Origin of the sequence: Salmonella sp. NW884 (genome assembly GCF_051700745.1) — a bacterium.
In the GTDB taxonomy this organism is placed as follows: domain Bacteria; phylum Pseudomonadota; class Gammaproteobacteria; order Enterobacterales; family Enterobacteriaceae; genus Salmonella; species Salmonella enterica.
On the sequence record NZ_JAMMDE010000012.1, the window covers coordinates 66,025 to 84,073 of the forward strand.

An 18,049-nucleotide genomic window follows, 5' to 3' on the forward strand; every position below is an offset into this window, starting at 1 on the left:
CCATCGGCCTGCGAATGCAGGCCGATTTTTTATCTCGCCGTCGAGATTTACCGGGAAATGTCTGGCGCCAGAATCCACTCGGCGCTGTCATTCCACACGTCCATCCGGGTAATTTTGCCATCGCGCACTTCGAAGCGGTCGATAAAGCGGTTATCGGCAAACGGGCGACCGTCGGGCCATTCCCCATACAACGTACCGTTGGAATAAATCACAACGTAATCATCATGCTGCACCGCATCAAACTCGCCCAGCGCCTTCTTCACCCACTTGTAGCGAGCGCCGTTAAACTGCGCGATATCTGCCGCGCCCGCCATCGCCCGGCCTCCGGTGAAGGTAATTTTCACCTCCGGGTGCATATACGTTGCGGCGCGTTCAGCATCCGGAATCATTGAGGCCACCAAAAATTCTTTTACGATCGCCACCGCATTTTCAGCTTCAGTCATAATCCTTCCTTTCATTTTGGCGGAGTTTTATCCCCCCACAGTCGTCTGGCGCTATCTTCAATTTTGCCGCTCAAACGACGCTTTTGCATGGTGCGGCTCCAGCTCGCCGACAGCCCGGCGGCGCTCAACAGCCGGTGATATTGTTCGTCATCAAACGGCATAGACCAGGCGATAACACCCGCTTCATGAACCGAGACATCGCTCAGACGTGACGCCAGTTCCAGCGGCGCATCGCTGGAGACCTTACCTGGCGCAATGACCCGATACAGCCAGCCGGTTTTTCCGCTGTTCTGCATAAGGAGGGCCATGTCGCTGATGCCAAAGTGGAAATTAAGTTTAAAGCATGGAGAGCGCGGCTGAGTGACCTGGATCAACGCCTCGCCCCAGCGGTAGATGTCGCCAATAAACACGTTGTGTTCGGTCATTCCGTCCGTCGACAGATTCTCGCCAAACGCCGGGGCGCAAAACAGCGTCGCCTGCTCGGGGAACTGGCGAATCCAATCAGCATAGTGTTCGCGGGGGTAATGGCATAGCGCGCGGTCGGGGCCGCCGTGGATTTTCTTTTCGGCCTGCTGATCGCCTGCCAGACCGAGCTCGGTCAGCATGAGTTCGCCGTCGATTTGCACCTTGGCGATAGCGCTCGGGCGGCTGCCGTCATAGTCACGAATTTTGCCAATAAACACGTCAACCGGATAATGCATCTGCTGCTCCTTACGCGGATACAAAAAAAGCGAGTCATCAGACTCGCTTCTACAGACGTGCAATGCAAATTATTTTTTAGCGGCGAAACGCGCTGCTGCTTCGTCCCAGTTCACCACGTTCCAGAACTCTTTGATGTAGTCCGGGCGGCGGTTCTGGAATTTCAGGTAGTAAGCGTGTTCCCACACGTCCAGGCCCAGGATCGGGAAGCCGGAAGCGCCGGAAATGGCTTCACCCATCAGCGGGGAATCCTGGTTTGCGGTAGAAACCACAGCCAGTTTGTCGCCTTTCAGCACCAGCCACGCCCAGCCGGAGCCGAAACGGGTTGCTGCTGCTTTTTCGAATTCAGCTTTGAAGTTGTCAACGGAACCGAAGTCACGCTCGATAGCCGCTTTCAGATCGCCCTGCAGAGTGGTGCCTTTTTTCAGCCCTTTCCAGAACAGGCTGTGGTTAGCATGGCCGCCCGCGTTGTTACGCAGCACAGTTTTTTTGTCCGCTGGCACCTGGTCCAGTTTAGTAATCAGTTCTTCAACCGGCAGGCTGGCAAACTCAGGCAGGTTTTCCAGCGCCGCGTTAGCGTTGTTGACATAGGTTTGATGGTGTTTGGTGTGGTGAATCTCCATCGTCTGCTTATCGAAGTGCGGTTCCAGTGCATCATAAGCGTACGGCAGGGATGGCAGTGTATAACTCATAATCATCTCCATTATTGTCGAGCGGCACAGTGTTAACGCCGCGTAAGCAGTTGGTTCATTATAGTTAATTAAATGATATTGAAAATGATTATCAATGCCGTACTTTTTCCAGGGTTATAAACGTTACGGCATCCGCTGAAAAAAATCGTTTTTTACGCCTCCAACCGAAACCGCCTGTTGATGAATTCCTGGAAATCATGAAATGTGAAACAGGGTTTCAAAATCTTTCTTTTGGTGCCAATTTTTGTCAGCGGTGGCAAAATCAAGAAGGTTATAATTTCACCATGCAATTACATTCCCGGTAAATTATTACAATTGCGAGGGAATTATGAAGCAACCTGGTTTTATACGTCTGGCTACGTTGGCCTTACTCTCCACACTCTCTTTCTTCTCCCACGGCGAAACCATTTTGCGCCTGGCCTACGCTGAAAATAGCCAGCCGGTAAAAGATGCGTTGCACTTCCTGGGGCAGCAAGTTGAAGAGAAAACGGGCGGCGATATCAAAGTACAGTACTTCCCGGACGGACAGCTTGGCGGAGAGCGCGAACTGGTGGAGTTGACGCAGGTCGGCGTCGTCGACATCACTAAAGTGTCGTCCGGGCTGATGGAGAGTTTTTCGCCTGAGTACGGCGTGTTCTCACTTCCCTACCTGTTTGCCACCGTCGATGAATACTACCGCGTAATGGATAACCCACAGGTGATGGAGCCTGTTTATCAGTCCACCGCCGCGCAGGGGTTTGTCGGCGTAGGCTGGTATGATTCCGGCGCGCGTAATTTTTATATGAGCAAAGCGCCGGTTAAACGCATTGAGGATTTACGCGGGAAGAAGATCCGCGTCATGCAGAGTGAGACGGCGATCCAAACTCTCAAACTGCTGGGCGCTTCGCCCATCGCCATGAGCCAGGCGGAGGTCTATACCTCGTTACAACAAGGCATTCTCGACGGCGCGGAAAACAATGAGTTCGCTCTCACCATCGCCCGCCACGGCGAAGTCGCCCGTTATTACACCTACGATATGCACACCCGCATTCCCGATATCCTGCTAATGAGTACCCTCACGCTGGAAAAGCTGACGCCGGAACAGCAGCGCATCGTCGAAGCCGCCATCAAGGCGTCGATCGAATTTGAGAAAGCCGCATGGGACAAGGAAATAGAGAAAACCAGGCTGGCGGCGGTAAAAGATTTCAACGTTGAATTCTACGAGATCGACAAAAAACCCTTCCAGAAGGCAGTACAGCCTATTTACGACGGCCTGAAAAACAAACCGCGGCTTTACGGGCTGTATCAACGTATCCAGACAGCAAAAAATTAATCTAATCAGGAAATTAAGATGAACACATTCAGAAAAGGACTTGATTTATTGCTGGGCGCTATCTGTTGCCTGGTGCTGGCGATAATGGTTGGCATCGCCTGCTGGCAGGTGGTGAGCCGCTACATTCTGGGCGTTCCCAGCACCCTTACCGAAGAGATGCTGCGATTTCTCCTGGTGTGGGTATCAATGCTGGGCATGGCTTTTGTCGCCGGTCAGAAACAGCATATCAGCCTGACTCTCTTACTGGATAAGGTGTCGCCGACGATTCGCGGCTGGTGGGATATTATTCTGCAGGTCATTTTTATCGCGTTTTCCATTTGGGTATTGATTATCGGCGGCTTAAAGATTTCTGCGATTTCTATGCTGCAAATCTCCCCTGCGCTGGGCATTCCGATGGGGAAAATTTATTACGCGCTCCCCTGCGCAGGCGTACTGATCATCCTCTATGGGCTGCTGAATATCGTTGACGCCCTGAAAGCTATCCATTCCGCCACGGATACCACTGAGCACACTCTGGAGAAATCACATGATTGACCCTATTTTTGCGTCCTGTACGCTAATTGCCGTCTTTGTTGTTTTACTGGCCATGGGCGCGCCTATCGGGATCTGCATCGTTATCGCCTCTTTCAGCACCATGATGCTGGTACTGCCTTTCGATATTTCGATGTTCGCCACCGCGCAAAAAATGTTCTCCAGCCTGGACAGTTTTGCCTTGCTGGCCGTGCCGTTCTTCGTTTTGTCCGGGGTGATCATGAATAGCGGGGGAATTGCCGCCCGGCTGGTCAATTTTGCCAAACTGTTTACTGGCAAACTGCCCGGCTCGCTCTCTTATACCAACATCGTCGGCAATATGATGTTTGGTGCTATTTCCGGATCGGCGATTGCCGCCTCAACCTCTATCGGCGGCGTGATGGTGCCGATGAGCGCGCGCGAAGGTTACGATCGCGGTTTTGCGGCCGCGGTGAATATCGCCTCCGCGCCGACGGGAATGTTAATTCCGCCCACCACGGCTTTTATCCTTTATGCGCTGGCAAGCGGGGGAACATCGATTGCCGCTCTGTTCGCCGGCGGTCTGGTTGCGGGTGTGCTGTGGGGCGTTGGCTGTATGCTGGTCACGCTGGTGGTCGCTAAGCGTCGAAATTATCGGGTTTTCTTCACCGTCCAAAAAGGCATGGCGCTAAAAGTTGCCGTTGAGGCCATTCCCAGCCTGCTGCTGATCGTGATTATCGTCGGCGGCATTGTGCAGGGGATTTTCACCGCCATTGAAGCCTCCGCGATTGCCGTGGTGTATACGTTATTGCTGACGATGGTGTTTTACCGCACGCTGAAAATTAAGGATTTGCCTTCGATTTTGCTCCAGACAGTGGTAATGACCGGGGTCATCATGTTCCTGCTGGCAACCTCTTCGGCGATGTCCTTCTCAATGTCGATCACCAATATTCCTGCGGCGCTGAGCGATATGATCCTCGGTATTTCCGCCAATAAACTGGTTATCCTGTTAGTCATTACCGTCTTTTTGTTGATTATCGGCGCATTTATGGATATCGGTCCGGCCATTCTGATTTTTACCCCGATTCTGCTGCCGATCATGGCTAAACTGGGCGTCGATCCGGTGCATTTCGGCATTATCATGATCTATAACCTGGCGATTGGCACCATTACGCCGCCAGTTGGCAGTGGTTTATATGTCGGGGCGAGCGTCGGTAAGGTCAAAGTTGAGGAAGTGATTAAACCGTTGCTGCCTTTTTACGGCGCGATTATCGGCGTTCTGTTATTAATTACCTACATTCCGGAAATCACACTGTTCTTACCCCGTCTACTGGGCATCATGTAAGCGCATAGTTTCCTGCACATCTCGTTGCCGGATGGCGATTCGCGTCTTATCCGGCCAACGCACGATAATAATTATCCGCAGGTCATCACCAGGTAAAAAAAACCGGCTACCTATAAAGTAGCCGGAAAAGGGAATAAATAATAAACAGGGATAATGATTAGAATGTGTAGCCTATACCCACGCGGAAACGGGTTTGTCTTTCATCGCTGTTGCTATTGACGGAAACATTACCTACCTCAACGAATGGCGACCATTGATCAATAATATAGGCAGTTCTGAAGTTATATTCATAGTTATCTTTGCCGCCATCGTAAAGATCATATTTATCAGCTTTCTTATAAATTCCTTCGATTGTCCAGTCAAAGTTGTTCCATTTATAACCCGCCCAGACATCCATACGATTGATGGTATCATCATCACGGATATCAGAAGAACGGCGTACATATTCAAAACGATAGCGCGCACCAACCCACCAGCTTTCATTTAATGTCCACGTCGCGCGGAAGTAAGGCTTATAGGTAGAGTAACCGTTGCCTGTTTCCAGCACGAAACCCGGTTGCCAGGCGACATCACCGGTTTTAAATTGGTAACTTATCGTATATTCGTTACCCTGTGTTTCCAGGTCATTAAACGCTTTATTGGTGTCATCCCCGCCTGATTTTGAGATAGCTTCTATCGCAAAACCAACACCATTCGCAAACCGATGAGAAATATACGCACGGTCATAGTTAGCTTTACTGTCATCAAGATATTCATGACGAACATCGACATATACTGCATGCGCATTTGTTACAACAAGAGGTAATAGTAAGAAAAGAGATTTTCTCATAACAGAATCCATTTAATTTAAAATTAAAACGTTGTTTCATGTCAGACCGTTACAACCATAATACGCAATGTGAATGGCGACAATATAGACAAAGATCTTTAATTTAAAATTGGGATAATGTTCAAAAAGCAAAATAAAATAAATGAAATTCATATTCGTCATATAAAATAAAAATCAAAACACCATCAACAACACTAATATAGGAATTTCCTTATACTTATATTTCATTGATTCCTAACGTTAATTTCAATATATTTAAATTGTAAATACAAATAAAACAACCAAATAATTACTGTATAACTACCCTTTTATCAAACGGTAAGTCAGACCATTCCCATTATGTGATCTCACGCAGCGTTTTCTTTGTATTGTTGCCAGCTAAGTCGTTTCGTGTCGTTATGATGAAGGTATTTTAGAAAACAAATATTACCCACTGATTTAAATAACATCCAGACGGTCACGATGCGCTCCGACTTTTTTAAAACGTGAAGTTAATCACTTCATTAACGTGCTGATTGCCAGAATACACCCAACGGCGGCAATCGTTATAAGGTTACCAGGCTGCGTAATTTTTAAACTCATGCAAACGGAAGGGGTATCCCGTCCATAAAAAATAATGAGGAACATGTCATGAGTAACGCGATTACGATGGGTATTTTCTGGCATTTGATAGGGGCGGCCAGTGCAGCCTGCTTCTATGCCCCGTTCAAGCAAGTGAAACAGTGGTCATGGGAAACCATGTGGTCAGTGGGCGGCATCGTCTCATGGCTTATTCTGCCGTGGACAATTAGCGCTCTGTTACTGCCTGATTTCTGGGCCTATTATGGGCAGTTTAACCTCTCCACCCTTTTACCGGTTTTTCTGTTCGGCGCCATGTGGGGCATCGGCAATATTAATTACGGTCTAACCATGCGTTATCTCGGGATGTCGATGGGTATCGGCATCGCTATCGGCATTACGCTTATCGTCGGCACGCTGATGACGCCTATCATCAACGGTAACTTCGATGTGTTAATCCATACCGAAGGGGGACGCATGACGCTACTTGGCGTTTTTGTCGCGCTGATCGGCGTCGGGATTGTGACGCGCGCCGGACAGTTAAAAGAACGCAAAATGGGCATTAAAGCGGAGGAGTTCAATCTGAAGAAAGGGCTTCTGCTGGCAGTGATGTGCGGTATTTTCTCGGCGGGGATGTCTTTTGCCATGAACGCCGCGAAACCGATGCATGAAGCTGCTGCCGCGCTTGGCGTTGACCCGCTCTATGTCGCGCTGCCGAGTTACGTGGTGATTATGGGCGGCGGCGCGCTGGTGAACCTCGGTTTCTGTTTTATCCGCCTGGCAAAAGTGCAAAATCTGTCGATAAAAGCCGACTTCTCGCTGGCAAGACCGTTGATTATCAGCAATATTCTGTTGTCCGCGCTTGGCGGTCTGATGTGGTATTTACAGTTCTTTTTCTATGCCTGGGGTCACGCGCGCATTCCCGCGCAATATGACTACATGAGCTGGATGCTGCACATGAGCTTCTATGTGCTGTGCGGGGGGCTTGTCGGTCTGGTGCTAAAAGAGTGGAAAAATGCTGGCCGCCGTCCCGTTGCCGTATTAAGCCTCGGCTGCGTGGTAATTATTATCGCGGCGAATATTGTCGGTTTAGGCATGGCCAGTTAATCGCTTTGATTACTGAGATGACGCCATTGGCTCGGCGTCATCCCGGTTTCCCGCGTGAACACCACTGAAAAATAATTGCTATCTTCAAAACCGCACTGCATCGAAATCTCGCTAATCATCAGCGGGCTATGCTGAAGCAGATACTGCGCGTGGCAAATACGGACCTGGCGTAAATATTGATTAATCGTCATCCCGGTTTGGGCGCGAAACTGCTGCCGCAGCACCCGTTCGCTGCATTGTTCCTGCTGGCAAAACGCATCCAGCGCAAAGGGACACTCAAGACTATTAGCCAAAGCGGTAATTAATTTATCCAACAGGGTTTCTCGGGAGGTTGCCGGAAGATCGTCGGTCGCGTAGCGATGCCGTTTTAACGTCATCACCAGTTGACCAAACAGCAATTCCGCCATCTCATTCGCCAGCGGATCGCGTCCATTACTCTCATGTTCAAGCTGGTTAATGACCTGCCGCGCCTGATTCATTCCCATACTGCCCAGCCGCCAGTGAGGATGCCACTGCGCTCCCTGAAAGCCGGGAATCATCGCCTGCCAGTTTACATTGAGTTTCAAACGCTCCGGGCAGTAAATAATATTTTGCAGCACCAGATCGTTAACGGAAGTATAGGAGTGTTTGTCTTCAGCACGAATGTAAAACAGATCGCCGCGGGTAATTCTGTATGGGCGCTCATTAAGAACGTGTAGGCCATTGCCCCGCCAGACCATCACCAGTTCACAAAACTCATGCGTATGTTCCGCAAAAACATCCTGTGGATAGCGATCGGCAACCGTAACGGCCTGCTGCTCATCAGTAAAAAAATCTTTTTTCAAAAGGATTAACTGATTTGCCACCGCAGCACCTCATGTTGAATGCTTGCCGGCTGGCGCTACGCTTATTCTGTCTACCGCTCGCCGCCGTAGGCCAGGTAAGGCGCAACCGCCATCCGGTATTAAAGGGTATAATTATCAGCATATTGGCGACGAAAAACGTTGATAGCGTTCGCGTTACTGGATCATCGCATCGCGTCCCTGACGGATATCCCGCGGCGACCAGTTAAATTCTCGGCGAAACAGAGTCGAAAAGTGGTTACTGTCGCCAAAACCGCAGCGGTACGCGATTTCCGTCACGCTATGATCGCTATGGCGTAATAAATGCCGGGCTTTGATCAAACGCAGGCGATTAAGGTAACGTTGCGGCGTCAGCCCGGTATGCTGTTTAAGCTGACGATGCAGCGTACGTAGCGACAGCGAAAACTGTTCAGCTACCGCCTCCCAGCAGACCTCCTCCGCAAAATGGTCTTCCAGCCATGCCATCAGTTGGTTGAGTTTGGCGTCGTTATTGGTCGCGCCTTCCATCAGGCTACTGCGGCGTAACAACACCAGTAGTTGCATAAACAAAATTTCGCGATTCGCCACGGCAGGCGCATCCATGCCGTCTCCGGCGCGCTCCATCAGACCGACCAACTGGCGCACCTGCTGCAACACACTCTGATTCACCCGCCAGTGAGAAGGATAGTAACCATCCTGCTCCTGCGGCAGCAATTGATCCAACCCCGCCAGGAACTGGAAGGCGTCCGGTGAACGCCACAGTACATTCGTCAGGCATAGGTTGTCGGTATGTTCATATAAATGCCGGTCGTGATCGCGAACAAAACACACGGTACCGCCGCTGATGGTATACGGCTGCCCGTTGAATACATGAATGCCCGTACCGTGTTCCACAATCACGATTTCATGAAAATCATGATGATGTTCAGGGAAAGCGGCTTGCGGCAGACGAGGTTCAATCGCTACGGGCGCTTTACCTGATGGAAAAAAATCCACGCTATGCAGTACGGTCATGGTTGCTTCCTCCTGAATTCAACATGTCCGAATAGTAATTAAGGGCTATCGGCCTCACCTTAAATTTTTGACGCTAAAGCGCGCAAACATGGTCTTTTTTTCAAGAAAAGGCGGGAAAAAGCGGGAAATGCGGACGACATCACACCGGCCTATTAGTAGAAACTGTGAACGCTATCACGTTCATCTTTGCCTTGTTGCCAGCGGCTCATTTTCCTGTCAGTAACGAGAAGGTAGGTCTTTGAGGGCTTTTTTAGACTGTGCGCAATGACTCTAAGAAGGACCTGATTATGACTTTTCGCCATTGTGTCGCGGTTGATCTCGGCGCATCCAGCGGGCGCGTGATGCTGGCGCGTTACGACAGCAAACACCGCACCCTGACGCTACGTGAAATTCACCGTTTTGTGAACTGCCTACAAAAAACAGACGGGTTTGACACTTGGGACATCGACAGTCTGGAAAAGGATATCCGTCTTGGTCTGAAGAAAGTCTGTAATGAAGGCATTCTTATCGACAGCATCGGCATCGACACCTGGGGCGTCGATTATGTCCTGCTGGATAAACAAGGTCAGCGTGTCGGCCTGCCGGTCTCCTACCGCGATAACCGTACCACGGGCATCATGCCGCAAGCGCTGGTCCAGATCGGCAAAAGCGAAATCTATCGCCGCAGCGGGATTCAGTTTCTGCCGTTTAACACCATCTATCAGCTACGCGCGCTGACGAAACAACAGCCTGAGTTAACAGCGCAGGTCGCTCATGCGCTGCTGATGCCCGATTATTTCAGTTACCGCCTGACCGGTGAAATGAACTGGGAATACACCAACGCCACGACCACCCAGTTGGTCAATATCAATACCGATGACTGGGACGATACCCTGCTGGCGTGGACTGGCGCGAAAAAGAGCTGGTTCGGTCGCCCCTCGCACCCTGGCAATGTTATCGGCGACTGGATTTGCCCGCAGGGCAACCGTATTCCGGTGGTAGCCGTCGCCAGCCACGATACCGCCAGCGCCGTTATTGCCTCTCCGCTGGCAAATAAACATAGCGCTTACCTGTCTTCAGGCACCTGGTCATTGATGGGTTTTGAAAGCAAAATGCCCTACACCACTGATGAGGCGCTGGCCGCCAATATCACCAACGAAGGCGGCGCGGAAGGGCGTTATCGGGTACTGAAAAACATTATGGGTTTGTGGCTGCTCCAGCGCGTGCTGAAAGAACGGCGCATTACCGATCTGCCTGCGCTTATCGCCCAAACAGAAGCGCTGCCGGCCTGCCGTTTCCTGATTAACCCGAATGACGATCGCTTTATCAATCCTGACGATATGCGCGCTGAAATCCAGGCCGCCTGTCGCGAGACCGACCAGCCCGTTCCCGTCAGCGATGCCGAACTGGCGCGCTGCATTTTCGACAGTCTGGCGCTGTTGTATGCCGACATTCTGCACGAACTGGCAAATCTGCGCGGCGAAAAATTTACCCAACTGCATATTGTCGGCGGCGGATGCCAAAACGCGCTACTCAACCAGTTGTGCGCCGATGCATGTGGCATTCGCGTGATGGCCGGGCCGGTTGAAGCCTCCACCCTTGGCAATATTGGTATTCAGCTTATGACCCTCGACGAATTAAACAACGTCGATGACTTCCGTCAGGTCGTCAGCGCTAACTACGACCTGACAACCTATATCCCTAATCCTGATAGTGAAATTGCCCGCCACGTTGCGCAGTTTCAACCCAAACGACAGACAAAGGAGCTTTGCGCATGACCACTCAACTGGAACAAGCCTGGGAACTGGCAAAACAACGTTTCGCCGCAGTAGGTATTGATGTCGAGGAGGCGCTGCGCCAGCTCGATCGCCTGCCGGTTTCCATGCACTGCTGGCAGGGCGACGATGTTGCCGGATTCGAGAACCCGGAAGGTTCGCTGACGGGCGGAATTCAGTCGACCGGCAACTATCCGGGCAAAGCGCGTAACGCCACCGAACTGCGCGCCGATCTGGAACAGGCGCTGCGTCTGATCCCAGGACCAAAACGGCTGAACCTACACGCCATTTACCTTGAGTCGGATACGCCGGTTGCTCGCGACCAGATCAAACCGGAGCATTTTAAAAACTGGGTGGAGTGGGCGAAAGCGAACCGGCTGGGGCTGGATTTCAACCCCACCTGTTTTTCTCATCCACTGAGCGCTGACGGTTTTACCCTCTCTCATCCAGACGCGAAAATTCGCCAGTTCTGGATCGATCACTGCAAAGCCAGCCGCCGCGTCTCGGCATACTTTGGTGAGCAGCTCGGTACGCCGTCGGTGATGAACATCTGGATTCCGGACGGCATGAAAGACATTACCGTCGACCGTTTAGCCCCGCGCCAGCGCCTGTTGGAAGCGCTGGATGAGGTCATTAGCGAGAAATTCGACCCGGCGCACCACATCGACGCCGTTGAGAGCAAACTGTTTGGCATCGGCGCGGAAAGCTACACCGTCGGCTCCAATGAGTTCTACATGGGCTACGCCACCAGCCGTCAGACCGCGCTGTGCCTTGATGCGGGCCACTTCCATCCCACTGAAGTGATTTCCGACAAAATTTCCGCCGCCATGCTCTATGTGCCACGGCTGCTGCTGCACGTCAGCCGCCCGGTACGCTGGGATAGCGACCACGTGGTGCTCCTGGACGATGAAACCCAGGCAATTGCCAGCGAGATCGTCCGTCATAACCTGTTCGACCGTGTGCATATCGGCCTGGATTTCTTCGACGCCTCTATCAACCGTGTCGCCGCGTGGGTTATCGGTACCCGCAACATGAAAAAAGCGCTGCTGCGCGCTCTGCTGGAACCCACAGATCAACTTCGTCAGCTTGAGGCCAGCGGAGATTACACCGCGCGTCTGGCGCTGCTGGAAGAGCAAAAATCTCTGCCGTGGCAGGCCGTCTGGGAAATGTATTGCCAGCGTCACGACACGCCGGCTGGCAGCCAGTGGCTGGAAAGCGTTCGCGCCTACGAAAAAGAGATCCTGAGCAAACGTAGCTGACAGCGACACCTGATCTGTAGGCCGGATAAGACGCCCGCGTCGCCATCCGGCAATAAATGAAACACGATTGCCGGATGGCGCTGCGCTTATCCGGCCTACGTAAGACCCGAATAACCTTCGGGCAATGAATGGGAACACGAACATGCAAAATATTACCGATTCCTGGTTTGTCCAGGGCATGATTAAAGCCACGTCTGATGCGTGGCTGAAAGGGTGGGACGAACGTAATGGCGGTAACCTGACGCTGCGTCTGGATGAAGCCGATATCGCACCGTTTGCAGCTAATTTCCACGAAAAACCGCGCTACATCGCGCTAAGTCAACCCATGCCGCTGCTGGCGAACACGCCGTTTATCGTTACCGGTTCCGGCAAATTCTTCCGCAACGTCCAGCTCGATCCGGCAGCCAATTTAGGCGTGGTCAAAATCGACAGCGACGGCGCAGGCTACCACATTCTGTGGGGCTTAACCCACGACGCGGTACCCACCTCTGAACTCCCGGCGCATTTCCTTTCCCACTGCGAACGCATCAAAGCCACCCACGGCAAAGACCGCGTCATTATGCATTGCCATGCGACTAACCTGATCGCCCTCACCTACGTACTGGAAAACAACACTGCGCTGATCACCCGCAAACTGTGGGAAGGCAGCACCGAATGTCTGGTGGTATTCCCGGACGGTGTCGGCATTCTGCCGTGGATGGTGCCAGGCACCGATGAAATCGGCCAGGCCACCGCGCAAGAAATGCAGAAACATTCGCTGGTGCTGTGGCCGTTTCACGGCGTGTTCGGAAGCGGACCTACGCTGGATGAAACCTTCGGTTTGATAGATACCGCAGAGAAATCCGCTGAGGTATTAGTCAAAATCTATTCGATGGGCGGTATGAAGCAGACCATCACGCGCGAAGAACTGGTCGCACTCGGCAAACGTTTTGGCGTGACACCGCTGGCCAGCGCCGTAGCGCTGTACTGATACCTCCCAACTCAACGCCGGATGCGGCTTTGCCTTATCCGGCCTACAGGTCGGTGCGCATTTTACCGTAGGCCCGATAAGCGTAGCGCCATCGGGCAACAGGGAATTTTTTTAAGGAGAATAGTGATGAGCTTTATGTTGGCACTGCCAAAAATTAGCCTGCATGGCGCTGGAGCGATTGCCGATATGGTGAACCTCGTGGCGAATAAGCAATGGGGCAAAGCGCTGATCGTTACCGATGGTCAACTGGTAAAGCTGGGCCTGCTGGATAGCCTGTTTAGCGCACTGGATGAACATCAAATGTCTTACCACCTGTTTGATGAGGTGTTCCCAAACCCGACAGAAGAGCTGGTGCAGAAAGGTTTTGCGGCGTATCAGAGCGCAGAATGTGACTACATTATCGCCTTCGGCGGCGGCAGCCCGATCGATACCGCAAAAGCGGTGAAAATTCTGACCGCCAACCCAGGTCCATCTACCGCCTACTCCGGCGTCGGCAAAGTGAAAAACGCCGGCGTACCGCTGGTAGCGATTAACACTACGGCAGGTACCGCGGCAGAGATGACCAGCAACGCGGTGATTATCGACTCTGCCCGTAAGGTCAAAGAGGTGATCATCGACCCGAACATCATCCCGGATATTGCCGTGGATGACGCCAGCGTTATGCTGGAAATCCCCGCTTCTGTGACCGCCGCAACCGGCATGGATGCCCTGACCCATGCGGTGGAAGCCTATGTCTCCGTTGGCGCGCATCCGCTCACCGACGCTAACGCGCTGGAAGCGATTCGCTTAATCAATGTGTGGCTACCGAAAGCGGTTGACGATGGCCATAACCTCGAAGCCCGTGAGCAAATGGCATTCGGCCAGTACCTGGCGGGTATGGCGTTCAACAGCGCCGGTTTGGGGCTGGTTCACGCGCTGGCGCACCAGCCGGGCGCAACTCACAACCTGCCGCACGGCGTCTGCAACGCTATCCTGCTGCCAATTGTCGAGAACTTTAACCGTCCGAACGCCGTCGCGCGTTTTGCCCGCATCGCACAGGCGATGGGCGTGGAGACGCGCGGTATGTCTGACGAAGCCGCAAGTCAGGAAGCGATTAACGCTATCCGTACGCTGAGCAAACGCGTCGGCATTCCAGAAGGTTTCAGCAAGCTGGGCGTCACAAAAGAAGATATCGAAGGCTGGCTGGATAAAGCCCTCGCCGACCCGTGCGCGCCGTGTAACCCGCGCACCGCCAGCCGCGATGAAGTTCGCGGGCTGTACCTGGAGGCGTTATGATCCGCAAAGCCTTTGTGATGCAGGTAAATGCCGACGCGCACGAGGAGTATCAGCGTCGTCATAACTCTATCTGGCCGGAGCTGGAAGCCGTATTAAAATCTCACGGCGCGCATCACTACGCGATTTATCTCGATCAGGAGCGCAATCTGCTGTTCGCCACCGTTGAGATTGAATCCGAGGAGCGCTGGAACGCCGTTGCCAGCACCGACGTTTGCCAGCGTTGGTGGAAACATATGCGTAACGTTATGCCCGCGAATCCGGATAACAGCCCGGTCAGCGCAGAGCTAAAAGAGGTGTTCTATCTGCAGTAAGTCGTGTGCCCGGTGGCGCAAGCTTACCGGGCCTACGGTTTTATTTTTTGTAGGCCGGATAAGGCGGTTACGCCGCCATCCGGCAATTTCAATTCTGCTCCGCTACCAGGATAGCCTGAGTATCCGGTTCCAGCGCTTTAAAGATATGCGCCTGATCGCCGGGATAACAAATGTAATCGCCCTCCGCCAGCTCTTCCGGCGCCTCGGTTAAGCCGACGAGGGCTTTTCCCTGCGTAACAATAATATGTTCCACCGACCCCGGCGGATGCGGGTGAGAGATCCGGTCGGCCCCCGGCTGCGTCAACAGCAGATAGATATCACGCCGCGCGCCGGGCGGACACGCCGCCAGTAATATCGCCTGATAATGCGCCTGCTCCGCCACCACTTTGGTGCCTTCTCCGCGGCGAATCACCTGCGTTTTTTGTACCTGCGGCTCCAGCAGCCTGGCAAAGGGAATGTCGAGCGCGACGCATAGCGACCATAACGTCTCCAGGCTGGGGTTGCCGTTCCCTGCTTCCAGTTGTGAAAGCGTAGATTTAGCGATGCCTGCGCGCCGCGCAATCTCCGCCAGCGACAGTCCGGTTCGCTGGCGTTCGCGTACCAGACTTCTGGCAATGACGCTAATAGGTTGTGTCATAAAGCATCCAACGTTCACTATAACGAACGAAATGTTCGTCTTGTAAAGCAAATCTGTTCCGTTCATTATAATGAAAATTCGTTCGATATGACTAAAGAAGATGAAACACTATTTTTCCTGTCTCAAGGGAGACACGATAAAAGCGATATTTTTAGTGTGCCTGGCCGTGGGCGTCGTCGGCATGTCCTATGGCTCACTGGCGATGGCCTACGGTTTCCCACTGTGGGTGCCGTTTGTCCTCTCTATTTTTGTGCTGGCGGGCGCGTCCGAATTTATGTTTATCGGCATTGTTGCCAGCGGCGGCAATCCGTTAGCGGCGGCGGCGGCAGGACTGCTGGTGAATGCGCGCCACGTGCCGTTTGGCGTAACGGTGCGCGATTTGGTTGGCACCCGCGCCGCCAGCTTTTTCGGCTGCCATATTATGAATGATGAGAGCGTGGTGTTCGGCCTGTCGCAAAAAACACCCGAACAACGTAAAGCCGCCTACTGGCTATGCGGTCTGGGCGTCGCCCTATTCTGGCCGATTGGCACACTGATTGGCGCAGGTGTCGGCAAACTGCTCCCTGCCCCAGAAACCATCGGTCTGGATGCCGTATTCCCGGCAATCTTACTAGCGCTGGTGATCCCGGCGTTTAAAAACCGCACCACATTGATTCGTGGTTGCAGCGGCGCCGCGCTGTCGCTTGCCGCCGTTCCCTTTGTGGCTGCCGGATTGCCGGTGTTGCTTTCGCTGCTTGGCCTACTGGCGAGGAAAAAATAATGGGCAATATGACGCTATTTATTATCGGTATTGCTCTTTTGTCTGCGGGAACCTATTTGATGCGCCTCGGCGGCGCGAAACTTGGCAGCCGTCTGGCGCTGTCTGAGCGTTCACAGGCGCTGCTCTCGGATGCGGCAACGGTGCTGCTATTCTCCGTCGCGCTGGCGACCACCTTTTACGAAGGCGAACATTTTGCCGGAATGGCGCGCGTTCTTGGGGTTGGCTTCGCCGTATTTTTAGCCTGGCGTAAAATGCCGCTTATTGTGGTGATTATCGCCGCTGCGGTAGTGACAGCACTGTTGCGGCTGGCAGGTATTAATTAACGTCTTACAGAACAGTTGGACGTGACACCCTATAAGTGATGAAGGCTGGGCCGCCCTATGCTGAAGTAGCCCAGAACTTTCGCATCAGGCGGGATAAATGCTTTCCATATGAATGCCGATCCTCAATTACACTGTCAGAGTAACTTCAACATCTTGTGATAGCTTCAGATTACTGGTTTTCCTAATAACTCTCCTTAGTTAAGGTTTACGTCAGCTATTTTTACGGATATTGCCTGACGAAATACATGAACGAAAAAAGCGCCTGATCGGCGCTTTTTATTGGCGTTATAGCGTAATTTTATAGGCGCTTTCGCCAGCCTGCGCGCAGTTAATGTGCCGTCACTCAACGCAGGCGGTTATAATCATCCACCATCTCGTTATAACTTCTCAACGACGCCGGATAAGAATCCGCAACCATCCATCCTGTTGCAGGGTCCTGCACCCGTTTCTTTTCAAAATCAGAATACTCAACATTGTCTCTGATGCGACGAATATATTTTTTAGCTTGTAGCTGATAATCAGCCGCAGAGCTGATGAAAGAAGAATTACGGCCATCAGTATTCACTTCTTTCAATTGCGCAATCATTGTTTCCAGTTCCGCGACTTTTTTCATCATCGCTTCGGCATCAAAGGTATCGGCAGAAATAACCTTGTTGATCTGCTTTGCCGAAATCATGACAGCCAGAGAATAATAGTTAAATGTTTTGCCTTCCGCTTCTTCTATTCTCTTCAACTGTGTCAATTGCCGCCTGTCATTTATTTCCTGAATAGCCTCATGATATTTTTCCGAGACGGGTTTAAAATCCTCGATATTCTTCAGTAATGTCTGATGCAGCGCCTTACCTTTAGCAAAGGCATCATCTTTATAGTTTTCCTGGGTATAATATTTTTCCATTTCGTTAATGGTATTACCCAGCGCGGCGGCGCTATCAATATAGCTAACGGCAACGCCATCAATAGGCTCAAGTAATGGCGTTAAGGCGGCCACCTGTTTCATCTCTTTCTGGCAATTCGTTATGTAAGACTCCGTAATACCATAAATGCCATAAACCAGGCTCTCTTTCCCTGTCGGACCTTTTTTAAAGTCTTTCACCCAATCCGCGTAACGCGCCAGACTGCGCTGAACGGGCAATTGAAGTTTATTAAAACAATCGATATAGACATCCATTTTTTCACTATAAACTTCTTCAGCGTCAACCTCCGGCTGAGCTGGCGTTTCTGGTTTCGCCACCGGGGGCTGAGTTGCCGTTTCTGGCTTCGCTGCTGAGGGCTGCGCTGGACTTTCGCCAGATTGCGTTTCCGGAGTCTGAGAAGGCGCTGGCGTCGCAGGCTGACTGCTGGCGGCCGGCGTCGCCTCGGTTTTAACATTATTGTCATCACATCCTGTTGCGCCCAGGGTCATTAGCGCAATGATTATCGCTGAGGATAATAAATTCCTTTTCATTTAATTG

19 protein-coding genes are annotated in these 18,049 nt (G+C 52.0%); 11 read left to right on the top strand and 8 right to left on the bottom strand.

Translation table 11 applies throughout. The features are described 5' to 3' along the window. Positions 1-47 precede the first annotated feature (47 nt). From NA197_RS20355 to sodA, 3 genes are all read right to left on the bottom strand, one after another. Complete coding sequence (locus NA197_RS20355) at positions 48-443, bottom strand: nuclear transport factor 2 family protein (protein ID WP_000133441.1); 396 nt, start codon at positions 441-443, stop codon at positions 48-50. An 11-nt stretch (positions 444-454) separates the two neighbouring features. Then, the gene (gene yiiM, locus NA197_RS20360; RefSeq protein WP_064043008.1) at positions 455-1,144 is read right to left on the bottom strand and encodes a 6-hydroxyaminopurine reductase; all 690 of its coding nucleotides are present in this window, start codon (positions 1,142-1,144) and stop codon (positions 455-457) included. 69 nt (positions 1,145-1,213) lie between these two features. Beyond that, positions 1,214-1,834: a superoxide dismutase [Mn] gene (gene sodA / locus NA197_RS20365; protein ID WP_000122635.1), complete on the bottom strand. Its 621-nt coding sequence runs from the start codon at positions 1,832-1,834 to the stop codon at positions 1,214-1,216. Positions 1,835-2,162: 328 nt separating this feature from the next. Here sodA and NA197_RS20370 point away from each other — a divergent pair, with 328 nt between their 5' ends. Genes NA197_RS20370 through NA197_RS20380 form a run of 3 tightly spaced genes read left to right on the top strand, consistent with a single transcriptional unit; the run spans position 2,163 to position 4,980 of the window. Then, positions 2,163-3,146 carry a TRAP transporter substrate-binding protein gene (locus NA197_RS20370; protein ID WP_000812816.1) on the top strand — a complete coding sequence of 328 codons (984 nt, stop codon included), beginning with the start codon at positions 2,163-2,165 and terminating at the stop codon, positions 3,144-3,146. A gap of 18 nt (positions 3,147-3,164) precedes the next feature. Then, positions 3,165-3,680, top strand: coding sequence for a TRAP transporter small permease (locus tag NA197_RS20375; RefSeq protein ID WP_001091413.1), 516 nt, complete (start codon positions 3,165-3,167; stop codon positions 3,678-3,680). Next, positions 3,673-4,980 carry a TRAP transporter large permease gene (locus tag NA197_RS20380; RefSeq protein WP_000566800.1) on the top strand — a complete coding sequence of 436 codons (1,308 nt, stop codon included), beginning with the start codon at positions 3,673-3,675 and terminating at the stop codon, positions 4,978-4,980. The genes NA197_RS20375 and NA197_RS20380 overlap by 8 nt, the downstream gene beginning before the upstream one ends. Positions 4,981-5,137: 157 nt before the next feature. Here NA197_RS20380 and NA197_RS20385 read toward each other — a convergent pair whose 3' ends face one another. Beyond that, positions 5,138-5,821, bottom strand: coding sequence for an oligogalacturonate-specific porin KdgM family protein (locus NA197_RS20385; RefSeq protein ID WP_000378721.1), 684 nt, complete (start codon positions 5,819-5,821; stop codon positions 5,138-5,140). A gap of 618 nt (positions 5,822-6,439) precedes the next feature. Here NA197_RS20385 and rhaT point away from each other — a divergent pair. After that, positions 6,440-7,474: an L-rhamnose/proton symporter RhaT gene (rhaT, locus tag NA197_RS20390; RefSeq protein WP_000063541.1), complete on the top strand. Its 1,035-nt coding sequence runs from the start codon at positions 6,440-6,442 to the stop codon at positions 7,472-7,474. Here rhaT and rhaR read toward each other — a convergent pair. Continuing rightward, positions 7,471-8,319, bottom strand: a complete 849-nt coding sequence (rhaR, locus tag NA197_RS20395) for an HTH-type transcriptional activator RhaR (RefSeq protein WP_000013290.1) — start codon at positions 8,317-8,319, stop codon at positions 7,471-7,473. The two genes, rhaT and rhaR, sit on opposite strands and share 4 nt — an antisense overlap. 153 nt (positions 8,320-8,472) lie before the next feature. Continuing rightward, a complete protein-coding gene (gene rhaS, locus NA197_RS20400) occupies positions 8,473-9,309 on the bottom strand; it encodes an HTH-type transcriptional activator RhaS (protein WP_023216601.1) in 837 nt (278 codons plus the stop codon). 287 nt (positions 9,310-9,596) lie between these two features. Here rhaS and rhaB point away from each other — a divergent pair, with 287 nt between their 5' ends. From rhaB to rhaM, 5 genes are all read left to right on the top strand, one after another. Beyond that, positions 9,597-11,066, top strand: a complete 1,470-nt coding sequence (gene rhaB, locus NA197_RS20405; RefSeq protein WP_000143965.1) for a rhamnulokinase — start codon at positions 9,597-9,599, stop codon at positions 11,064-11,066. After that, positions 11,063-12,322, top strand: coding sequence for an L-rhamnose isomerase (gene rhaA / locus NA197_RS20410; protein WP_000211471.1), 1,260 nt, complete (start codon positions 11,063-11,065; stop codon positions 12,320-12,322). The genes rhaB and rhaA overlap by 4 nt, the downstream gene beginning before the upstream one ends. Positions 12,323-12,464: 142 nt before the next feature. Beyond that, on the top strand, positions 12,465-13,292 hold the full coding sequence (gene rhaD / locus NA197_RS20415; protein ID WP_001179685.1) for a rhamnulose-1-phosphate aldolase: 828 nt from the start codon (positions 12,465-12,467) through the stop codon (positions 13,290-13,292). A 126-nt stretch (positions 13,293-13,418) separates the two neighbouring features. Next, the gene (fucO, locus tag NA197_RS20420; RefSeq protein ID WP_001627376.1) at positions 13,419-14,567 is read left to right on the top strand and encodes a lactaldehyde reductase; all 1,149 of its coding nucleotides are present in this window, start codon (positions 13,419-13,421) and stop codon (positions 14,565-14,567) included. Further along, positions 14,564-14,878, top strand: coding sequence for an L-rhamnose mutarotase (gene rhaM / locus NA197_RS20425; protein ID WP_064043006.1), 315 nt, complete (start codon positions 14,564-14,566; stop codon positions 14,876-14,878). Before fucO ends, rhaM begins: the two co-directional genes overlap by 4 nt. A gap of 88 nt (positions 14,879-14,966) precedes the next feature. Here the strand turns inward: rhaM and NA197_RS20430 are convergent, their stop codons facing one another. Beyond that, a complete protein-coding gene (locus tag NA197_RS20430) occupies positions 14,967-15,515 on the bottom strand; it encodes a helix-turn-helix domain-containing protein (RefSeq protein WP_001517951.1) in 549 nt (182 codons plus the stop codon). 100 nt (positions 15,516-15,615) lie between these two features. Here NA197_RS20430 and NA197_RS20435 point away from each other — a divergent pair, with 100 nt between their 5' ends. Next, on the top strand, positions 15,616-16,275 hold the full coding sequence (locus NA197_RS20435; RefSeq protein ID WP_000683586.1) for an AzlC family ABC transporter permease: 660 nt from the start codon (positions 15,616-15,618) through the stop codon (positions 16,273-16,275). Then, on the top strand, positions 16,275-16,598 hold the full coding sequence (locus NA197_RS20440) for an AzlD domain-containing protein (protein ID WP_000527676.1): 324 nt from the start codon (positions 16,275-16,277) through the stop codon (positions 16,596-16,598). The genes NA197_RS20435 and NA197_RS20440 overlap by 1 nt, the downstream gene beginning before the upstream one ends. A gap of 343 nt (positions 16,599-16,941) precedes the next feature. On the opposite strand, the gene NA197_RS20445 is transcribed toward NA197_RS20440, so the two are convergent. Continuing rightward, positions 16,942-18,042 carry a YiiG family protein gene (locus tag NA197_RS20445; protein WP_064043005.1) on the bottom strand — a complete coding sequence of 367 codons (1,101 nt, stop codon included), beginning with the start codon at positions 18,040-18,042 and terminating at the stop codon, positions 16,942-16,944. Between the last annotated feature and the right edge of the window lie 7 nt (positions 18,043-18,049).